The organism is Glutamicibacter sp. BW78, from assembly GCF_002332245.1.
Lineage (GTDB): Bacteria > Actinomycetota > Actinomycetes > Actinomycetales > Micrococcaceae > Arthrobacter_H > Arthrobacter_H rhombi_A.
On record NZ_NRGU01000011.1, the window covers coordinates 83,514 to 103,666 of the forward strand.

Sequence of the window (20,153 nt, forward strand, 5' to 3'; positions counted from 1 at the left end):
CGCGGACTGCTAGTCGATGAGTCTGAGGTTGAAGGGGTAACGGTACGGCCGACCGCGGTTGACCTCGATGCCGGCGACCACGCCGCTGACGGTGATATAGGTCCACAACGCTACGGCGATGATGGCGAAGACCCCACCGATCACCGGGATGAGCATCAGGATATTGGAGATGAGGGCCAGGACGGTGAGGGGAAGCGTGAAGTTCAGCGCTTCCTTGGACTCCTGCGCGGTGAACGCCCCGCGGTCACGGTAGACGAGGTAGATGATCCCCGAGGGAATGCACCCGAGAATGCCACCAAAGTGGGCGATCGTCGCCCACTGGCGGTCCTCCGAAGGAGTCAGCGGCAGGGGAGCCGACGACGAACCCTCGAAGCGCCGCGCGTCGGCTGAGCCTTCGCTGGGCTTCTTGCCTGATCCGTTCATCACTACGTCTTTCCTCCCGTCCTGCACAGTTTTGCCTAGTTTATCGCCACGTGGTGCACCAAGCACCCCTTCGCGGGGCTTGCGGCGCGCCGAGGCGTCAGTGACGTCCTGTCGTGAGGAAGTCAATCACCTCTTCGACCCGTCCGAGCAGGCTCGGTTCCAGGTCAGCATAGCTGTTCACCTGGCCCAGAAGCCGACGCCAGCCCAGGGCGACATCTGCCTGGCTGGCATGGGCCCACCCCAGGCCCTTGAGAATTCCCGTCTTCCAGTCCGTACCGCGGGGGACGACCGGCCAGGCAGTGATGCCGAGTACTTGGGGCCTGATGGCCTGCCAAACGTCGACGTAAGGGTGTCCGACGATCAGGACGTTGGATGTGGCTCCCGGAACACGCATGGCCTCGGCGGCGATCTTCTCCTCCTTGGTTCCGGAGATCAGATGGTCAACCAGGATCCCGAGTTTGCGGTGGGGGCCTGGGGAGAATTCGGCGATCGCTCCCGCCAGGTCGTCGACACCGTGCAGGGGTTCCACGACGATGCCTTCCACCCTCAGGTCATGACCCCACACTTTTTCGACCAGTTCGGCGTCGTGCTTGCCTTCGACCCAGATCCGACTGGCCAAGGCGGTGCGGGCTTTGAGATTCGACACCTTTACCGAACCCGAGGCGCTCCTACTTCCGCTGGCTCCGGTTCCAGACGCTGTGGCTTGGGGTTCGATGATCTCCACGGGCTCGCCTTCCACCAGGAAACCGAAGCCGGTGGGGAAGGATCTGGTCTTGCCGCGACGATCCTCCAGGACCACCAGTCGCAGGCCGCCGGAACGTTCGATCCGGACGATCTCACCTACCCAGCCTGACTGCACATCTTCGAGCAGTAGGCCCCGTGCGGCGGGGACTCGGCGTAGCTGTCGGGCTTTCGGCGCCGATAGATCCTGGGCTCCCCACTGGTGGATATCCAATTGCTGACACGGCCTTTCCCTGGGTCGGGCAGCCTCGTGGATCGGGCCACCAGCGCCGATGCGCGCGGCCACCATGCTAACAAGTGCTCCTTCGTATTAGACTTAGCACTTAGGCGTGTCGAGTGCTAAGCCACGAGGCCGTCATCAGTCCATCCACCACGAGACCCACAGGAGGATCGAATGTCAGTTCCACGGCGCCTCGAGGTCCTGCGGGCGATCGTCGAGGACTATGTCCATTCCCGGGAACCGGTCGGCTCCAAGGCCCTGGTAGAACGGCACCGTTTGGGGGTATCGGCGGCGACCATTCGCAACGATATGTCGGCGCTGGAAGAAGAGGGCCTCATTATCGCCCCGCATACGTCCTCGGGAAGGATCCCGACCGAGCGGGGCTACCGGTATTTCGTGGACCAGATCGACGCCGTCCGCCCCCTCTCGCCCGCCGAAAGCCGGGCCATCCACCGCATGCTTGAAGGCACCAACGATCTGGACGAAGTCCTGGAACGTACGGTCAGGCTCCTGGCCCAACTCACCAACCAGGTGGCAGTGCTTCAAGTACCGCAGTTTAGCGATGCGACGGTCCGCCACATAGAATTGGTGGGTTTGGGTTCCGGTCAGGTCCTCACGATCCTGATCACCAATACGGGCAAGGTCGACCAACGGGTGGTCCTGGTCCCCCCGGAGACCAGCGATGACTCACTCGCGGACCTGAAGGCCACGTTCTTGGCGGCTACCTCGGGTCAGCGGATGCAAAGCATCGGCGATCTGGCCCTGGCCGCCTGTGAGAAACTGGCTCCTTCCCTGCGCGATTCCGGGAGGATCCTGGCCCAGGCCTTGGCTTCGTTGGGGGATAACTCGGTGATCGAGCGAATGATCATGGCAGGAACCGCCAACCTCGCCCGTTCCACCGGGGATTTTCCGTTGACGATCACCCCGGTGCTCGAAGCCCTCGAGGAACAAGTTGTCCTCTTGCGGTTGTTCTCCGAATTGGAGCAGGACGCCCGGGGCATTGCCGTGCAGATCGGACGGGAGAACCTCTATGGCGGCTTGGCGGAGACCTCGGTCGTAGCCACAGGCTATGGTCCGGGATCCACTGCCAAAATCGGTGTCCTGGGTCCCACCCGGATGGACTACCCCACCAGCATGGCGGCCGTTCGCGCGGTCGCCCGTTATCTTTCCCGTATCCTGGCCGGCTGACGGATCAGGACTCGGGGATACAGCATGTACAGATTGTCGGAAAGGACACAGCACACACTGTGAGCAGCCACTACGAAACCCTCGGCGTCGCGCGCGACGCCTCCGCCGAGGAAATCAAGAAGTCCTATCGGAAGCTCGCCCGCAAGCTTCACCCGGATGTGAACCCGGGCGAGGACGTTTCGGATAAGTTCAAGTCGGTCACCCACGCCTACGAGGTTCTTTCGGACCCGCAGAAGCGGGAGATCTATGATGCGACGGGCAATGAGAACGGCACTGCCGGCGGCGGCGGAGGTGGCGGTGGCGGCTTCGGCGGCTTCGGGGACATCTTCGAACAGTTCTTCGGCGGGGGTGCGGCCCAGGGCCCGGCCTCGCGGACCCAACGCGGCCGCGATGCACTGGTCACCGCGAGCATCGAACTCAAGGATGCCGTCCAAGGCACCGTCTACACCCTGGACATCGAGACGGCGGTGACCTGTGGCGTCTGCCAGGGCACCTGCTGCCAGCCCGGAACCTCACCCGAAACGTGCACCATCTGCCACGGGCAGGGCCAGGTGCAACGTCCGGTCCGTTCATTCCTGGGCAATATGATGACCGTCGAAACCTGCAGTGCCTGCCGCGGCTTCGGCACCACCTTGCCCAGCCCCTGCAACGAGTGCATGGGCCAGGGCCGGGTGCGTGAGCGCGTGTCCAAGCAGTTGAAGATCCCCGCGGGTGTCGCCACCGGCACGCGCATCCACTTGGACAGCCAGGGGGAGGCGGGCCCCGGCGGCGGCCCCTCCGGCGACCTATACGTGGAAATCAACGTCAAACGCCATGCGGTCTTCGAACGTGAAGGCAACGACCTGCATGCCACCTTGCGCATCCCGATGACGGCGGCCGCCCTCGGCACCGATATGAAATTGGAAACCTTCGACGGCGAGCAGGACATCCAGATCGAACCGGGCACCCAGTCTGCCGATACGGTCAAGCTCTCCCAGTTGGGCGTCCCGCGACTGCGCGGTGGCAGCCGCGGCGACCTGATCGTTCACCTGCAGGTGGAGACCCCCACGAAGGTCGACGACGAACAGCGCGAGCTACTCGAGCGTTTGGCCACGCTCCGCGACGAAGAATTCGCCGAAGGCCGCCTGGCCGAACGCGGCGGAGTCTTCTCTCGATTGCGCGATAAATTGGGCCACCGCGCCTGATGAGCAACCAGGCGTTCCTGCTCGACGATGGGCTGCCGGCCTCCGCGGCCCCGGGCGACGCCGTCGTCATCGATGGCCCCGAGGGCCATCATGCGGTGACGGTAAAAAGGGTTCGTCCCGGTGAGCAGATCGATGTGCTCTCCGGGACGGGGACCCGCGCCGTCTGCACGGTACGGGAGACGGCGAAAGCAAGTTTAACCGCCATCATCGACCGGATCGAGCGGGAGGATGAACCTCCTGTCGAGCTGGTCCTGGTCCAGGCCTTGGCCAAGGGGGATCGGGATCTCCAGGCCGTCGAAGCGGCCGTCGAGCTCGGTATTGATGCGATTCAGCCGTGGCAGTCTGATCGCTCGGTGGTCAGATGGGCGGCAGCAAAGGCCGATAAGGGCCGGGCCAAATGGGCGGCGACGGTCAGGGCTGCGGTCAAGCAATCCCGGCGTACCCGACTGCCCGAGGTCGCATCGGTGATGACCACGCAGCAGTTGGCTGCCCGGTTGGCTCAACCAAAGACCCAGGATGGGCCCGAAGTGGCGATCATCCTCCACGAGAGCGCCACGGAACCGCTGTCCGCCGTCGTCCGGAATTTCATGGACGAGGTTGCCGCCGGCGATCCTGCAGCGGGACGCCCACGGATTCTGCTGCTGGTCGGCCCCGAAGGCGGAATCGCCGACGCCGAGATCTCCCGGCTCACCGAAGCGGGGGCCCAGACAGCGGTTTTGGGACGCCACGTCCTCCGAGCTTCGACCGCGGGACCTGCGGCGTTGGTGATCACCCGTCATATTGCCGGGGTTTTGGACCGGTAGAGACCAAACGCCGGATTATTTGACGGTGAACGTCGTGGAGTCCTCGGATTGCCGTGCCGTGGAGTCGTCCTTGCTGCCCCAGACGGCCAGCGTGTAGTCGCCCTTTTCAACGTCGGTGGTCAGGGCGAACGTGTTATCTGCCAAGTCGCCCTCACCCAGCTTCATGGTGCCCGAGTCCACCCGGACTTCCTCTTTGCCCTCGGCACGCATCAGCTCCCACTGCGTTCCACCGGGGAAGGCGACCGAGGTTCCCTGGACCTTGAGCTTGCCGGCAGGGACCTTGGCCCCCTCTTGCGGGTCAATGATCCAAATCGGGGCACGGAACCGTGTATTGCGCCGAATCGGTCCGGTGAGTTCTACATGCCCAAAGGCGTTGAACCCGGAATGGCCGTCCACCAGGATGTTGACGCTGGCGGGTGGATCCTGCCCGATCAAACCAGCAGCAGAGGCCGCGGCGGTCGCGGTGTACACCAATTGTTGGATGGCCCGCTGGGCCAGACCTTCATCGAGCTTGCGGCTAAAAGCATCGGCCGAGAGGTCCACGGTGATGACGTTATTGGCGTCGATCGAGGTGCCGATGCGGGTGGGCTTGCTCCACAGGTTGAAATAGTCGGGGTCATCGGGTTGGTGCTCGGTGAGGTATTTGATCGCGGTGGTGACCGGATCGCCCTGGTCCTCGGCGGCAAGATATTCCCGGTACAGGTAGACGGTCGAATCGCGTTCGCCGAGCCAGTAGATCGGGGACAGGTGCGGGCCGCTGAGGCTTTCCAACGCGGCCGAACTACTGCGCCCGGCCACCGAAGAGGAGACATCCGTTGCCGCCGGCATGCTGGTCGGGGCGCCCTCGGGTGTTCCGACACAGGCGGCGACCGTTCCCAACGAGAGCACCGCAACCAACATCACCATGCGGCCACGCATACGGCGGCTGGCGGGGGCGGCGATCACTGGGGTCCTCTGGTTCGGCGGAAATTTAACGACGGGCAGACACACGTGTGCCGCGGCCGACCATTAATCTTGGCACACGATGTCCTCCCCGGGACCCCGGATCGGGGTCCGGGGGAGGACCGTTGCAAGACCGATATATACACTTGCATGAATAACGGAAGCCTCCTGCGGGCCGGTCACGTAGGATGGAGGCGTGCCGAACGACCGCGAACCCGCGGCCGGAGCGGCTGTCAACCAGCACGAAAACGGGAGGGCAACCCACTAGGATGACCGACGAGGACAACACCACCGCACCGGAGGCGAACCGGGCCACGGTGATCACGTTTTCCAGCAGCGATCAGATGGTCGGTGCGCTCGGCGCAAACGACGAGGTGCTGCGCATCCTGCAGGGGGTCTATCCCTCCGTTCAATTGCATGTGCGCGGTAATGAACTGAGCATTACCGGGGAGGCTGCTGCGGCGGGCCGTGCCGAGCACGTGGTGAGAGAGGCCCGCTCCTTGGCCGCGCGGGGCACCCGGGTCTCGGCCCAACTGGTCGAACAACTGGTGCGCCTGGTCGAATCCGATGGTGCGCTGCGCAGTTCAGGATCCGAAACCTTTGGACTGAACATTCTTTCGGGCCGCGGTAAACGGATTCGGCCCAAAACGGTCAATCAGAAGGCCTATGTTGATGCCATCGACGCCAACACGGTCATCTTCGGCATCGGCCCTGCAGGTACCGGCAAGACGTTCCTGGCCATGGCCAAGGCCGTCCAGGCCCTGCAGGCCAAGGAAGTCAGCCGGATCATCCTCACCCGCCCGGCCGTCGAGGCGGGGGAGAAGCTCGGTTTCCTCCCGGGATCACTGAACGAGAAGATCGACCCGTATCTGCGCCCGCTCTACGATGCACTCCACGACATGATCGATCCCGAATCAATTCCCCGGTTGATCGCCGCCGGCACCATCGAAGTAGCCCCCCTGGCCTATATGCGCGGACGAACCCTCAACGATGCCTTCATCATCCTGGACGAAGCACAGAATACGACGCCGGAACAAATGAAGATGTTCCTCACCCGCCTGGGCTTCGGCTCCCGCATCGTCGTCACCGGTGACGTCACCCAGATCGACTTGCCCGGTGGTTCCAAATCGGGGCTGAAGGTCGTCTCACAGATCCTTGACTCGGTGGAGGACATTGCCTTCTGTCATCTCGACGCCACCGACGTGGTGCGTCACCGGTTGGTGGGCGATATCGTGAGCGCCTATGAGAAATGGTCCGACGGACCTGTTGAAGATGCCGAGTCGGAACGTCGGCGCACCGCAGCGCAGCATCAGGCGGCAGCCCGCGAACGCATCGCGGCCCGCAACCTGCCGGCGGAGACCTCCACCACCGAACAACCCACCGCCGACCACGCCACCGAGCCGGAGTCCTAGAACATGAGTATCGAAGTCAATAACGAATCGGGTGTCGATGCCGACCTGGAGGCCATTGAACGCCTCATCCGGCATATCCTGCAGACGCTGCGGGTCCACCCCGAGGCCGAAGTCTCCGTCATCCTGCTCGACGAGCAAGGCATCGAACGCCTCCATGTGGACTGGATGGACCTGGATGGACCCACCGACGTGATGTCGTTCCCCATGGATGAGCTGCGTCCGGGCACCCCCGGCGCCCTCAGCCCCGCAGGAATGCTCGGCGACCTGGTGATCTGCCCCCAGGTCGCCGCTCGGCAAGCCGAAAGCGGGGGCCACTCCACTGCGGATGAGATCCTGCTGCTGGCCACACACGGCACCCTCCACCTGCTCGGCTTCGACCATGAGGAGCCCGAGGAGAAGGAAGAGATGTTCTCCCTCCAGCGCACCCTCTTGGAGGAGTTCACCGGTCGGAAGGCTCCTCGCGAGACCACCGAATGATCCCTCTGGTGCTGCTCGTCCTGGCACTGGTCTTCGTCTGCTGCGCGGCCATCCTCACGGCTTCCGAGGCAGCCTTCCTGGCCCTGCCCCGGCAGGAAGCCGAAGACATGTTGGCGGAGCGTCCGCGTCGGCAGCTCCGGCTGATCCTCTCCGACCCGGCGGCCCATACCCATGCCGTGAGGTTCTGGAGGATCTGGTTCGAAACCGCCGGCGCCGTGGCCATCGCCCTGCTCTATTACGGCCTGTTGGACAACATCTGGTGGGCCGGCCTCTTGGCCACCATCACCATGGCAGCCGTCGGCTTCGTCCTGGTCGGTGTCTCCCCGCGCCGTTACGGTCGGGTCCGCAGCCGCAGCGTCGTCGTGCTCAGCGCCCCGCTGGTCCGGGTCCTCCGCATCATCTTGGGGCCCATTCCCGGCTGGCTCGTCAGCTTGGGAAGCAGCGTCGCCAAGGGGGCGCCGGTGACCGAAGAAGCATTCTTCACCGAACAACAATTCCGTGACATGGTCGACCGCGCCCACGAAGCCGACATCATCGAAGACGTCGAAGCCGACCTGATCCATTCGGTCTTCGAACTGGGGGACACCCGGGTCAGGGCCGTCATGGTCCCGCGTACCGATATGGTCACCGTCGACCACGGTTCCAGCCTCAGCGAGGCCATGAGCCTGTTCTTGCGTTCGGGCTGTTCCCGTATCCCGGTGATCCGGGATAACCCCGACCAGATCGTCGGAATCATCTACCTCAAGGACGTGGCCGCCCGCCTGCACGCCCGGCCCGACGACCACCATTTGGTCGAACAGGCCTGCCGAGACGTACGCTACGTTCCCGAATCCAAATCGGTGGCCGAGCTCCTCCAGGAACTCCAACGTGAATCGACCCATGTGGCCATCGTCATCGACGAATACGGTGGGACCGCCGGCCTGGTCACCCTGGAGGACCTCATCGAGGAAATCGTCGGAGAAATCGACGACGAATACGACGATTCCACCATCGAGTCCGAGGAACTCGAAGACGGGGTCTTCCGGGTCAGTGCCCGCATGAGCATTGATGACTTCGCCGAGCTGTTCCAGCGCCGCATCAACGACGACGAAGTCGACACCGTCGGCGGCCTGTTGGCCAAGACGTTGGGCAGGGTGCCGATCGTTGGTTCCGAAGTCACCGTCGATGGCATCCGCATCCACGCCGAACGCCTCGCCGGACGGCGCAACCGGATCGGCTTCGTCCTGGCCTGGGTCGACGAATACCCCGAAGCCGCAGACAATGATGAGGGGTCGTTGGGCAGATTGGCCGCCGATGACGTCCCCCGCGAGAACAAGGAATAGAACCGATGGCACAACAGAGACGCCGTAACACCGGGCCAGCACGCCGCGGACCCGGCAAAAACCCCCATCAGGCAGCCCGGGCAACACCAAAGAACTCCTCGCAGGACTCCGACCCCGTGGTCAACGAGCCCCATGTCGGGCCCCGCGGCATCGGCAGCGGGCTCGCCACCGAATGGCCCGAGGATTTCCGGGCAGGCTTCACCTCGTTCGTCGGCCGACCCAACGCCGGTAAGTCGACGTTGACCAACGCGCTGGTCGGGCAGAAGATCGCCATCACCTCGGCTAAACCCCAGACCACCCGGCATACCATTCGCGGGATCGTCCACCGCGAGGACGCCCAACTGGTGCTGGTGGACACACCGGGGCTGCACCGTCCGCGGACCCTGCTGGGCCAACGCCTGAACGATCTGGTCGCCGAAACCCTCTCGGAGGTCGACGCGATCGGATTCTGCATCCCGGCCAACGAAAAAATCGGCCCCGGCGACCGGTTCATCGCCACCCAACTGGGTCAGCTGCAGCGCAAACCCATGGTCGCCATCGTGACCAAGGCAGACCTGGTCGACCGTTCGACGCTGGCACGCCAACTGGTGGCAGTTTCCGAATTAGGGGTCGAAACGCTGGGGGAGGAGGGATGGGCCGCCGTCGTACCTGTTTCGGCCACCGGTGATTTCCAGGTCGACGCCGTCGCGGACGTCCTCGCCCAAGCCATGCCGTTGTCCCCGCCGCTCTACCCCGACGGGGAACTGACGGACGAACCCGAGGCGGTCCTCATCGCCGAACTCATCCGCGAAGCAGCCCTGGAAGGGGTCCGCGATGAACTGCCACACTCCTTGGCCGTGGTCGTGGAGGAAATCATTCCGCGCGAAAACCGGCCCGCGGATAGCCCGATGCTGGACATCCACGTGAACCTCTTCGTCGAACGCCCCTCGCAGAAGGCAATCATCATTGGCCGGGCAGGTTCACGGTTGCGCGAAGTAGGAACCCGGGCCCGGCAGGGGATTGAGGCGCTCATGGGAACCCGGGTCTATTTGGACCTGCATGTGAAGATCGCCAAGGAATGGCAGCGCGATCCGAAACAGCTGGGCCGGCTCGGATTCTAGCCCCGGCCGGTGGGACGGCAACGGCAGGGATTGCTCTCCCGCTGAGGCGACGAAACATTTGACGTTGACCTTCGAACGGACCCGAACCTGATGCTAGGGTGAATTTCATGCAGGCGGACCTCCTTCTACTAGGTAGCCGCGACGGGGATCTTCTGGACACCAGTCTCTAGGGCCGACCCCCCGTTGCGGAGTTTCGTGCTGCCGGCCTGCATTTTCAACCACCACTGAAAAGGCCCCCTAGATCCATGCAGAACATGCAAAAGTCCTCAGGAATGCCGATCCAGAAGTACATCCCCTTCCAGGATCAGATCACCGTCGAACTGCCTGACCGCACCTGGCCGGACAAAATCATCGACAAGGCACCGCGCTGGTGCGCCGTCGATCTCCGGGACGGTAACCAGGCCCTCATCGACCCCATGAGCCCCGAACGTAAGCACCAGATGTTCGATCTGCTCGTGAAAATGGGCTATAAGGAGATCGAGGTGGGTTTCCCCTCGGCTTCCCAAACGGATTTCGATTTCGTCCGCCAGCTCATCGAACGCGACAGGATCCCCGAGGACGTCTCCATCCAAGTCCTCACCCAAGCGCGTGAACACCTCATCGAGCGGACCTACGAGTCGCTCGAGGGGGCCAAGCAGGCCATCGTGCACCTCTACAATTCGACCTCGGTCCTCCAACGTGAAGTCGTCTTCAAGCAGGACCAGGACGGCATCGTGGACATCGCCTTGACCGGGGCCCGGCTGTGCAAGAAGTTCGAAGAGCAGTTGACGGGCACCAAGATCACCTACGAATACTCACCCGAGTCCTACACGGGCACCGAACTGGAGTTCGCCCGCCGGATCTCGGACGCCGTGGCCGAGGTCCTTGAGGCCTCCCCGGAAAACCAGATGATCCTGAACCTGCCGGCAACGGTGGAGATGGCCACGCCGAATGTCTACGCGGATTCGATCGAATGGATGCACCGCAACCTTCAGAACCGTGAGTCCATCATCCTGTCCCTGCACCCTCATAATGACCGTGGCACCGGGGTGGCAGCCGCCGAACTGGGCTATATGGCGGGCGCCGACCGCATCGAAGGCTGCCTGTTCGGCAATGGTGAGCGCACCGGCAACGTCGACCTGGTCACCCTGGGGATGAACCTCTACGGCCAGGGTATCGACCCGATGATCGACTTCTCGGATATGGACGCGATCCGCCGCACCGTCGAGTACTGCAACCAGCTGCCCGTAGCCGAACGGTCACCCTACGGTGGCGATCTGGTCTTCACCGCCTTCTCCGGCTCCCACCAGGACGCCATCAAGAAGGGCTTCGAACATATGGAGGCCAAGGCCGCCGCAGCGGGCAAGGACATCAACGACATCCCCTGGGCCGTTCCCTACCTGCCGGTAGATCCGCAGGATATCGGCAGGTCCTATGAGGCGGTCATCCGGGTGAACTCACAGTCCGGCAAGGGAGGGGTCGCCTATGTCCTCAAACACGACCACTCCTTGGATCTGCCGCGTCGAGCGCAGATCGAGTTCTCCGGGGTCATCCAACGTCTGGCCGAAGGCGGCGGCGGAGAGATCAGCCCGGCAAGTATCTGGCAGCAGTTCCAGAACGAATACCTGCCTTGCGAGAACTTCGAGGGAGAGAGCTGGGGCCACTACCGGCTGGGCAATACGCGGACCCGCACCGATGAGGACGGATCGTTCACCCTGGATATGGCCCTGGTCGCCGACGGGGTCGAGCAGGAACGCTCGGGGACCGGAAACGGTCCGATCAACGCCCTGGTCAACATCCTTGCCGCCGATGGGGTGGACCTGAGGGTCCTGGACTACACCGAGCATGCGTTGAGCGAAGGGGGCTCGGCGCAGGCCGCAGCCTACGTCGAATGCGCGGTCGGCGAACGCGTGCTGTGGGGTGTGGGCATTGACGCGAACACCACGACGGCCTCCTTGAAGGCCGTGATCTCGGCGGTCAACCGTGCCATTTGGGATAACGCCCAGCGGGCCTGAGGCCACGGCTAGAAGAAACGACGGCGAACGGGGCACGGCTTCTCTGGGATACTGGAGCCGTGCCCCGTTCCAGTTTCGCCGCGAAGTCCTATAGGACCCAAGGCCTGGTCCTGCGTACCTATAAATTGGGTGAGGCCGACAGGATCATCGTCCTGTTGACCCCCGACCATGGTCAGGTCCGTGCCGTCGCCAAGGGGGTGCGCCGCACCAGCTCCAAAATGGGTGCCACCCTTGAACCCTTCATGTTCGTCGATGCCCAGGTCATCCGGGGTCGCAGTCTGGACATCATCACCCAGGCCCAATTGCGCCACCCCTACGGTCAGTCCCTCTCGCTGGACTATTCGAGGTACACCAGTGCCAGCGCCATGGCAGAAACCGCAGAACGGCTCACCGAATCCGATACGGAATCCGCCGCCACCCAGTTCAGGCTCCTCCACGGAGCCATGGCCGCCATGGCGCGCGGCGCCCAGGATCCCGGACTACTGCTCGACTCCTACCTGCTCCGCGCCCTGGCCACCGCAGGGTGGGCGCCGAGTTTCACCGATTGCGTCCGGTGCGGCGCCCCCGGCCCGCATACGGCCCTGAACATCCCCTTGGGCGGGGTCGTCTGCGCCGACTGCCGTCCGGCGGGCTCCAGTTCCCCGGCCCCGGCGACCGTTTCCCTGCTCTCCGCCCTGCTCACCGGGGACTGGCCGGCCACACGGGACGCCGACGCCTCGGCCCGGAGGGAGGCTGCCGGTATGGTGTCGGGGTATCTGCAATGGCACCTGGAACGGGTCGTCAAATCCCTCAAACACGTGGAAAGAGCCTGATCGATGAAACGATCCTCCCGCCAACAGGCGAACCGTCCCGGTCCGACAGCACCGTGGCCGCATCCCAGCGGTGCCGTCGCCCCGCGGATTCCCGCCGAACTGGTTCCGCGGCATGTGGCTATTGTGATGGACGGCAACGGACGGTGGGCCAACCAACGCGGGCTTCCCCGCACCGAGGGGCATAAGGCGGGGGAGGCAGCCCTGCTCGACGTGATGGCCGGGGCCATCGAGCTGGGGGTGAAATACGTTTCGGTCTACGCTTTCTCCACCGAGAATTGGAAACGCACCCCGGAGGAAGTGAAGTTCCTGATGGGCTTCAACCGCGACGTGCTGCACCGTCAGCGGGACCAGCTCGACGCCTGGGGGGTACGGGTCCGGTGGGCCGGGCGCCGCCCCAGACTCTGGCGTTCAGTGGTCAATGAACTGCTCATGGCTGAGGAGCAGACCAAAGATAATGATGTCTGCCATCTGACCATGTGCGTGAACTACGGTGGCCGGGCCGAGATCGCCGATGCGGTGACCGCCATCGCCGAAGAGGTAGCCGCCGGGCGTTTGAAACCTCGGGGTATTTCCGAGAAAACCATCGGACGGTATTTGGACGAGCCGGATCTCCCCGACGTCGACTTGTTCCTGCGCTCCTCGGGGGAGCAGCGGACCTCCAACTTCATGCTCTGGCAATCCGCCTACGCCGAAATGGTCTTCATGGACGTCCTCTGGCCCGACGTGGATCGGCGCACGCTCTGGGAAGCCGTCGGAATCTATGCCCGCCGCGACCGACGCTTCGGTGCCGCCATGGACACCCCCACCTCCTGAGCCTCTGAGCCTTCAGCCCGGGAGGGCACATACCCTTCGCAGAAGCGGGTCAACGCCTCATAGGCTTTTGCGCGGGTCTGCGGGGCTGAGGTGAAGAGGTCGTGCATCCCTTGTTCGATCCGCACCACAGCCACCTCGTTGCCCAGTTTCAACGCCCGTTGCCTGACCGTTTCCACCTCAATGACCGTGTCCGAAACCAGCATCTCGGGTTCGAAGGAGGTGCCCAGATGCGTTTTGTCGGAGGTCATCACCAGCACCGGGACCTTGATGTCGAGCCCGCGGTTCACCTCGGCATGCCCGGCCAGGACCGCGGTGATCCACCCGGCGGTGACCGGGAATGCGTACCGGGGTCTCCAGAGCGGATGGATATCCCATTCCCCATGGGCCTGGGTGGACAGGGATTGCCAATAATGGTCAACTTCGGGCAACTTGATCCGGGCCTTGGGTTTGACCCGGGCCAGGGGATCCAGCAGCCCGGCAGCAGCGTTGCGCACCAACCAGCTGCCCTGCATTTCCAACCAGGGTGAGTTCAGGATCAGGGCGGTGAACACCCCGGGATGGCGGTGGGCGTACAGGCTCGCCGTGAGCCCTCCGGTGGAGTGAGCGACACACAGGGTCCGGCCCACCGTCCCCACGTCGTGCCGGATCGTGGACAGCGCCGCTTCAATATCGGCGTCGTACTCGGTCAGTGCCGTCACAAATCCCGGAGTCTGCCAGGATCTCAGGCTCCTGCCGTAGCGGCGCAAGTCCAGGGCATAAAAGCGATAGCCCCTCCCGGCCCAATAACGCGCCAGTTCCGCGTTATAGAAATAGTCGGTCCACCCATGCATCCCCAGCACGACGTCGGTAGCCTCCGGGGCGGGCGCCTCGGCCGTGTCCCGAACGGTGAGGGCCCGGTCCAGACCCTGCCGCAGATTGAGCATGGCATCACGCCAATGCTTCCTCTCCCGGGGTTGGCCCCGCTGCGGCTCGTCAGGGGGAAGATAGCGGACCAGTGTTGCACTCAGCGGGCCTTCCTCATCGCGTCCCCGCGCAATGGTGGTGTAGCTGAAGCCGGGTCCCAGCTCATCATCGAGCCATTCGCCGGGGCGGGTATCCACCGCATACTGGGGTTCCTTGTTGTGCATGTGTCGAGCATATCCATGGTGGAGTTGGCAGCGGCAGTGTGGGCAGGGAAGACTGTTGGCATGCGCTTCTATCCGACGTTCTTCCGTGTGGTCTTCTCCGGCATGGACCCCGAGAAGGCCCACCAGATCGGCTTCCGGCTCATTCGCCTGGCCGAGACCACCGGAGCTTCGGCGGTATTGCGCCGGATCACCCGTCCGCACCCGAGTCTGCAGTGCCGGGTCATGGGTCTTGATTTCCCATCCCCCTTCGGTCTGGCCGCAGGTTTCGACAAGGAGGGCCACGGAGTCGCTGCCCTGGCGGATCTGGGCTTCGGGCATATCGAAGTCGGAACGATCACCGGTCAGGCGCAACCCGGGAATCCGAAGCCTCGCCTGTTCCGGCTGGTCGAGGATCGTGCGGTGATCAACCGGATGGGCTTCAATAATGATGGCGCCACGGCGGTTGCCCCACGGATCCGTGCCGCCCGCCCCGTCCTTTCACGGCGTTTCGGTCGGTCCCGGCCGATCGTGGGCATCAACATCGGCAAGACGAAGGTCGTCGAGTTGGAGGATGCGGTCCAGGACTACCTCGCCGGAACCCGAGAACTCGCAGCTGCGGCCGACTATATGGTCGTCAACGTCAGTTCCCCGAACACCCCGGGGCTCCGCCTGCTACAGGGCATCGAGTCACTGCGCCCGCTCCTGACTGCCGTCGGCGCCGAAGCCGACCGCAGCGCCGGGAGGCATATGCCCCTGTTGGTGAAGATCGCACCGGATCTTGCCGACTCCGATGTCGACGACGTCGCAGCACTAGTCACCGAGCTCGGCTTGGACGGTGTCGTGGCCACCAACACCACGATCGAACGCACCGGGCTGGTCACCGTCCCGGACCGGATTCGCGAATACGGCGCTGGTGGCCTCAGCGGCGCCCCGCTGAAGGCCCGCTCGCTCGAAGTGCTCCGGCGTCTACGCTCCGCCCTGCCGAAGGAGTCGACAGTTATTTCCGTCGGGGGAGTGGAGACGGCAGCTGATGTGACCGAACGCCTTCACGCCGGCGCCGATCTGGTGCAGGGGTACACCGCCTTCCTGTATGAGGGACCCTTCTGGGCGGCACGGATCAACCGTGGGCTGCGCAAGGCCCTCGCTGCTCGCTGATTCGGCACCAATAAAGCGAGGGCCCCCACCCATGGTGGGGGCCCTCGCTTCGTGGTCCGGGAAGCAGCCGGGTCAGTCGACCGGTGCTCCGCGGGCGATCTGAGGCTTCGGCAACCGCAGCTTGCGAAATTGCAGGCCGCGCATAGCGGCATACCAGAGGACCCCGCGGTCCCGGCTGCCAAACTTATCGGTCAAGCGTTTCTTGAGCTGGCGCGTCATGATGAATGAATCGAGGACCGTGATGGCCAGCACGATCCACAAACCAAAGGTGACGTAGGCGGTGACCTGGAGGTTCTTGCTCATCGAGAAGGAAATGATGAGGAAGACCAGAATGATGATCATCAGGAACTCGCCGACCATCCAGCGCGAGTCGACGAAGTTGCGGGCAAAACGCTTCTGCGGGCCCTTATCACGGGTGGAGAGGTAACGTTCGTCTCCGGTTTCGTTGGCCAGACGCATGCGCTCCTGAGCGGCGACCCGCTGCTGGCGAGCCTGGCTCTTGGCGGCCTTGCGGTCACTCGGAACCAGGGGACGCTTATTCTGCGCCTCTTGGCTATTGCGCCTCGGCGTCGGGGTACCCTTGCCTGCGGCGGGACGATCTGACTCTTCTGGGGTGGCCGGCGGCTGTGCGGCATCGGCTTTTTTGCTTCCAAACACGTGCTCAGTCTAGCCGGGGCTTCCCTGCAGCCGAAACGCCGTGCAGTTGTAGGCTGAGGCCATGACTACTTCCGATTCCACTTCCGCCGCCGTCGATCACGGCGTCGATCTGGCAGCGATCGCCGAGCGCGTGAACCGTGCCATCGACCAGACCCTCACAGAACTCAAATCCCTCGTCGCCATCCCGGGTATTGCCTGGGAGGCTTTCGATGCCGCCGAACTGGACCGAAGCGCCGAAGCGGTCGCTGCGCTCGTACGTTCCACCGGCATGGAAGACGTCCAGATCCTTTCGGTGGACACCCCCGACGGTAAGCCGGGCTCCCCGGCGGTGGTGGGTCGCCGCCCGGCGCAGCCCGGCAAGCCGACGATCCTCCTCTACGCCCACCACGATGTCCAGCCCCCGGGGGACCGGGAATTGTGGAATACCGAGCCCTTTGAAGCCACCGAATCCAAGGGCCGCCTCTATGGCCGCGGAGCCGCGGACGACAAGGCAGGCATCATGGTCCACATTGCCTCCCTGCGTGCCGTGCTCGACGTGGTGGCGGACTTCGGCGTCGGGGTCACCTACTTCTTTGAGGGAGAAGAGGAAGCCGGTTCCCCATCCTTCAGGCCGTTCCTGGAAAAGCACCGCGAACTGCTGGCCTCCGATGTGATCGTCGTGGCCGACTCCAGCAACTGGAAGGTTGGCGTCCCCGCCTTGACCACCAGCCTGCGGGGGATGGTGGGCGCGGAGATCGAGGTCCGTGTTCTGAACCACGCAGTGCATTCGGGAATGTTCGGCGGACCCGTTCTTGACGCCCCCACCGTGGCGGCACGGCTGATCGCTTCCTTCCATGATGACGAGGGCAATGTGGCAGTCGAGGGCTTATTGGCGCGTGACACCGACCCGGTGGACTACGCCGAGGCAGACTTCCGTGCCGATTCTTCGGTCGTTGACGGCTACCGGTTGGCCGGTACCGGCGCACTGGCCGACCGCCTCTGGAATAAGCCGGCGCTTTCGGTGATCGGCATGGACATTCCCTCGGTGGAGCTATCCTCCAATACCTTGCAGCCCATGACGCGGCTGAAGATCAGCGTGAGATTGGCACCCGGCCAGGACCCCCAGGAGGCGGCCGAAGCCCTGCAACGTCACGTGCAATCCCAGGACCTCTTTGGTGCCCGGATCGACTTCACCGCCGTCGAACAAGGCAACGCCTTCTCCACTGACACCGAGGCAGCTGCCGCGCGCGCCAGCCTGTGGTCGCTGGAAAAAGCCTGGGGTGTCACCCCGGTGGAGACCGGCATCGGCGGCTCGATTCCCTTCATCTCAGATCTTCTCGACCTCTACCCTCAGGCGCAGATCTTGGTCACCGGGGTAGAGGACCCGGATTCGCGGGCCCATAGCGCCAATGAGTCACTGCATCTCGAGGATTTCCGCAAGGCGGTGATCGCCGAAGCATTGCTTTTGGCCCGGCTCGATTCAGAAGGACTGAAATAAGGGTGCCTGTCGTACCATGGGACATGAGGGGACGGCACGCTACGGTGCTGCCCTCCGGAACAAGCAATATTGGAGGACCAGATGACCGCCACGACCAATGATTCGACAGCCGGATCCACCGAGGAGCTCAAGACCCACGAGGTGCTTCTGTCCGACGTGGCCGCGGATAAAGTCCGCAGCCTGTTGGAACAGGAAGGGCGGACCGATCTCCGTCTGCGCGTGGCTGTCCAGCCGGGCGGCTGCTCCGGCCTGATCTACCAGCTCTACTTCGACGAGCGTCAGCTGGAAGGCGATGCCGTGCGCACCTTCGAAGGCGTCGACGTGATCATCGACAAGATGAGCGTGCCCTACCTGGCCGGCGCTTCCATCGACTTCGAAGACACCATCTCCAAGCAGGGTTTCACCATCGATAACCCCAACGCCGGCGGCTCCTGCGCCTGCGGCGACTCGTTCCACTAGGAAGACCGCCGGCCTGAATTCCACGTCAACGTAACCATCGGTTGACACGGGGTTTTGGTCGGCATTCCGTCGTTCGAGAGGGTAAGCTCTACGATGAGTAGTAAAACTATTGGTCTCGAAGTGCCGGTGCCGGATGCCTTGCTGCGCCCGGAACCGTATCTGGCACCTACGAGACCACGTATCGCACCAACAAAGAGGAAGGGCCGTCTGTGAGTTCGCAAGACCGAACCAGCAGCAGTCGCAGGGGCAAGGCCAAGGTACTGGCCATCGCCGGCGCGGGGGCGCTGCTGCTGACGGGTTGTTCAGAACAAGTCCAGCGTGGCTGGCTCCCGAACGAATCCCGGGACATCACCAACCACACTGCAAGCATCCAGGACCTCTGGGTCAACACGTGGGTCACCGTCCTTCTGGTCGGCATCATGACCTGGGGTCTGATGATCTGGTGCATTGTGGCCTACCGCCGCCGTAAGGGCGAAGTCGGTTACCCACGCCAGCTCAGCTACAACCTCCCCATGGAGATCCTCTACACGGCAGTGCCGTTGATGATGGTCCTGACATTCTTCACGTTCTCGGATAGCACCCAGACCGCCATTGAAAAGCCTGTCGATTCCGACTTGGTCGTTGATGTTCAGGCGAAGCAGTGGGCTTGGGACTACAACTATTCCTACGAGGGCGAAGAAAAGTACGACGCCAGCGTCCAGGCACACCTGGATGGCTCCAAGGGCAAGAACGATGACATCGCCACGCTGTACCTGCCGGTCGACACCTCGGTGACGCTCGAGCTGAATAGCCGCGACGTGATCCACTCTTTCTGGGTTCCTGCGTTCCTGCAGAAGCTGGACATGATTCCTGGCAAGACCAATAAGATCTATCTCACTCCGCAGGAGGAGGGCACGTACGCCGGCAAATGTGCCGAGCTGTGCGGCGAGTACCACTCGGAGATGCTCTTCAACGTCGAGGTTGTTTCCAAGGCCGAGTTCAAGTCCAAGCTTTCGGACATGAAGGACGGACATATCGGCAAGGATTACAACCGCAAGCCGGACGAGGTCAATTCCATTACCATTCCGCATGAGGAAGGGGAGTAGGCCGCGATGACTACTTATGAATACGCGACGGACGAGGCAAAGCCCCTCGCCCCCCGGGTCGTGCCGGTGTCCAAGGGACGCATCGTCGTCAACTGGATCACCTCCACCGACCACAAGACGATCGGTTACATGTACCTGATCGCCTCGTTCATCTTCTTCTGCATCGGCGGCATCATGGCGCTGTTGATCCGTGCCGAGCTCTTTGAGCCAGGTATGCAGATCCTGCAGACGAAGGAACAGTACAACCAGCTGTTCACCATGCACGGCACCATCATGCTGCTCATGTTTGCCACCCCGTTGTTCGCCGGCTTCGCCAACGTCATCATGCCCCTGCAGCTGGGTGCCCCCGACGTTGCCTTCCCCCGTTTGAACGCGCTGGCCTTCTGGTTCTACCTCTTCGGTTCCACCATCGCCATGGCCGGCTACATCACCCCGCAGGGTGCCGCCTCCTTCGGGTGGTTCGCCTATGCGCCGCTGTCGAATACCACGTTCAGTCCGGGTGTCGGTGGTGACCTCTGGGTCTTCGGTCTGGCGCTGTCGGGCTTCGGCACGATCCTGGGTGCGGTCAACTTCATCACCACGATCATCTGCCTGCGCGCACCGGGTATGACCATGTGGCGCATGTCGATCTTCAGCTGGAACACGCTGATCACTTCGCTGCTGATCCTCATGGCCTTCCCCCCGTTGGCTGCCGCTCTGTTCGGCCTCGGTGCCGACCGACGATTCGGGGCACATATCTACGACCCCGACGCCGGTGGTCCAGTCTTGTGGCAACACCTCTTC

The 20,153-nt window shown here is 63.4% G+C and carries 20 protein-coding genes; 15 read left to right on the forward strand and 5 right to left on the reverse strand.

Going from position 1 to position 20,153, the window contains the following annotated elements:
* Positions 1-9: 9 nt before the first annotated feature.
* Positions 10-423: a DUF4870 domain-containing protein gene (locus tag CIK75_RS02245; RefSeq protein ID WP_087000743.1), complete on the reverse strand. Its 414-nt coding sequence runs from the start codon at positions 421-423 to the stop codon at positions 10-12.
* A 97-nt stretch (positions 424-520) separates the two neighbouring features.
* On the reverse strand, positions 521-1,378 hold the full coding sequence (locus CIK75_RS02250) for a DUF3097 family protein (RefSeq protein WP_241895232.1): 858 nt from the start codon (positions 1,376-1,378) through the stop codon (positions 521-523).
* A gap of 180 nt (positions 1,379-1,558) precedes the next feature.
* Between CIK75_RS02250 and hrcA the strand changes: the two genes are divergently transcribed.
* Genes hrcA through CIK75_RS02265 form a run of 3 tightly spaced genes read left to right on the forward strand, consistent with a single transcriptional unit; the run spans position 1,559 to position 4,559 of the window.
* Positions 1,559-2,572 (forward strand): heat-inducible transcriptional repressor HrcA, encoded by a 1,014-nt coding sequence (hrcA, locus tag CIK75_RS02255; protein ID WP_087000747.1) that lies wholly within the window; start codon positions 1,559-1,561, stop codon positions 2,570-2,572.
* 59 nt (positions 2,573-2,631) lie between these two features.
* The gene (gene dnaJ / locus CIK75_RS02260; RefSeq protein ID WP_096223097.1) at positions 2,632-3,756 is read left to right on the forward strand and encodes a molecular chaperone DnaJ; all 1,125 of its coding nucleotides are present in this window, start codon (positions 2,632-2,634) and stop codon (positions 3,754-3,756) included.
* The gene (locus tag CIK75_RS02265) at positions 3,756-4,559 is read left to right on the forward strand and encodes a 16S rRNA (uracil(1498)-N(3))-methyltransferase (RefSeq protein ID WP_087000751.1); all 804 of its coding nucleotides are present in this window, start codon (positions 3,756-3,758) and stop codon (positions 4,557-4,559) included. The genes dnaJ and CIK75_RS02265 overlap by 1 nt, the downstream gene beginning before the upstream one ends.
* Positions 4,560-4,574: 15 nt before the next feature.
* On the opposite strand, the gene CIK75_RS02270 is transcribed toward CIK75_RS02265, so the two are convergent.
* Positions 4,575-5,504, reverse strand: coding sequence for a GerMN domain-containing protein (locus CIK75_RS02270; protein ID WP_096223098.1), 930 nt, complete (start codon positions 5,502-5,504; stop codon positions 4,575-4,577).
* 266 nt (positions 5,505-5,770) lie between these two features.
* On the opposite strand from CIK75_RS02270, the gene CIK75_RS02275 reads away from it, so the two are divergent.
* From CIK75_RS02275 to CIK75_RS02305, 7 genes are all read left to right on the forward strand, one after another.
* Positions 5,771-6,913 carry a PhoH family protein gene (locus CIK75_RS02275; RefSeq protein ID WP_096223099.1) on the forward strand — a complete coding sequence of 381 codons (1,143 nt, stop codon included), beginning with the start codon at positions 5,771-5,773 and terminating at the stop codon, positions 6,911-6,913.
* 3 nt (positions 6,914-6,916) lie between these two features.
* Positions 6,917-7,390, forward strand: a complete 474-nt coding sequence (gene ybeY / locus CIK75_RS02280; protein WP_087000757.1) for an rRNA maturation RNase YbeY — start codon at positions 6,917-6,919, stop codon at positions 7,388-7,390.
* A complete protein-coding gene (locus CIK75_RS02285; protein ID WP_087000759.1) occupies positions 7,387-8,712 on the forward strand; it encodes a hemolysin family protein in 1,326 nt (441 codons plus the stop codon). The genes ybeY and CIK75_RS02285 overlap by 4 nt, the downstream gene beginning before the upstream one ends.
* A gap of 5 nt (positions 8,713-8,717) precedes the next feature.
* A complete protein-coding gene (gene era, locus CIK75_RS02290; protein ID WP_096223100.1) occupies positions 8,718-9,812 on the forward strand; it encodes a GTPase Era in 1,095 nt (364 codons plus the stop codon).
* Between the two features lie 245 nt (positions 9,813-10,057).
* Positions 10,058-11,806, forward strand: a complete 1,749-nt coding sequence (gene leuA / locus CIK75_RS02295) for a 2-isopropylmalate synthase (protein ID WP_087000763.1) — start codon at positions 10,058-10,060, stop codon at positions 11,804-11,806.
* Between the two features lie 59 nt (positions 11,807-11,865).
* The gene (gene recO / locus CIK75_RS02300; protein WP_096223101.1) at positions 11,866-12,618 is read left to right on the forward strand and encodes a DNA repair protein RecO; all 753 of its coding nucleotides are present in this window, start codon (positions 11,866-11,868) and stop codon (positions 12,616-12,618) included.
* Between the two features lie 3 nt (positions 12,619-12,621).
* A complete protein-coding gene (locus CIK75_RS02305; RefSeq protein WP_096223102.1) occupies positions 12,622-13,431 on the forward strand; it encodes an isoprenyl transferase in 810 nt (269 codons plus the stop codon).
* Here the strand turns inward: CIK75_RS02305 and CIK75_RS02310 are convergent.
* Entirely contained in the window at positions 13,377-14,558 is a 1,182-nt protein-coding gene (locus CIK75_RS02310; protein WP_087000769.1) for an alpha/beta hydrolase, read from the reverse strand. The two genes, CIK75_RS02305 and CIK75_RS02310, sit on opposite strands and share 55 nt — an antisense overlap.
* 60 nt (positions 14,559-14,618) lie before the next feature.
* On the opposite strand from CIK75_RS02310, the gene CIK75_RS02315 reads away from it, so the two are divergent.
* Positions 14,619-15,692: a quinone-dependent dihydroorotate dehydrogenase gene (locus tag CIK75_RS02315; RefSeq protein WP_087000771.1), complete on the forward strand. Its 1,074-nt coding sequence runs from the start codon at positions 14,619-14,621 to the stop codon at positions 15,690-15,692.
* 72 nt (positions 15,693-15,764) lie between these two features.
* Here the strand turns inward: CIK75_RS02315 and CIK75_RS02320 are convergent, their stop codons facing one another.
* Entirely contained in the window at positions 15,765-16,349 is a 585-nt protein-coding gene (locus tag CIK75_RS02320; protein WP_087000773.1) for a DUF3043 domain-containing protein, read from the reverse strand.
* Positions 16,350-16,410: 61 nt separating this feature from the next.
* Here CIK75_RS02320 and CIK75_RS02325 point away from each other — a divergent pair, with 61 nt between their 5' ends.
* The 4 genes from CIK75_RS02325 to CIK75_RS02340 all read left to right on the forward strand — a co-directional run.
* Positions 16,411-17,826, forward strand: a complete 1,416-nt coding sequence (locus tag CIK75_RS02325) for a dipeptidase (RefSeq protein WP_087000775.1) — start codon at positions 16,411-16,413, stop codon at positions 17,824-17,826.
* Positions 17,827-17,907: 81 nt separating this feature from the next.
* Complete coding sequence (locus CIK75_RS02330) at positions 17,908-18,285, forward strand: iron-sulfur cluster assembly accessory protein (protein WP_087000777.1); 378 nt, start codon at positions 17,908-17,910, stop codon at positions 18,283-18,285.
* Positions 18,286-18,494: 209 nt separating this feature from the next.
* Complete coding sequence (gene coxB, locus CIK75_RS02335; protein ID WP_087000779.1) at positions 18,495-19,370, forward strand: cytochrome c oxidase subunit II; 876 nt, start codon at positions 18,495-18,497, stop codon at positions 19,368-19,370.
* A gap of 6 nt (positions 19,371-19,376) precedes the next feature.
* The coding region (locus CIK75_RS02340) for a cbb3-type cytochrome c oxidase subunit I (RefSeq protein WP_198962377.1) at positions 19,377-20,153 on the forward strand (777 nt) is incomplete at its 3' end.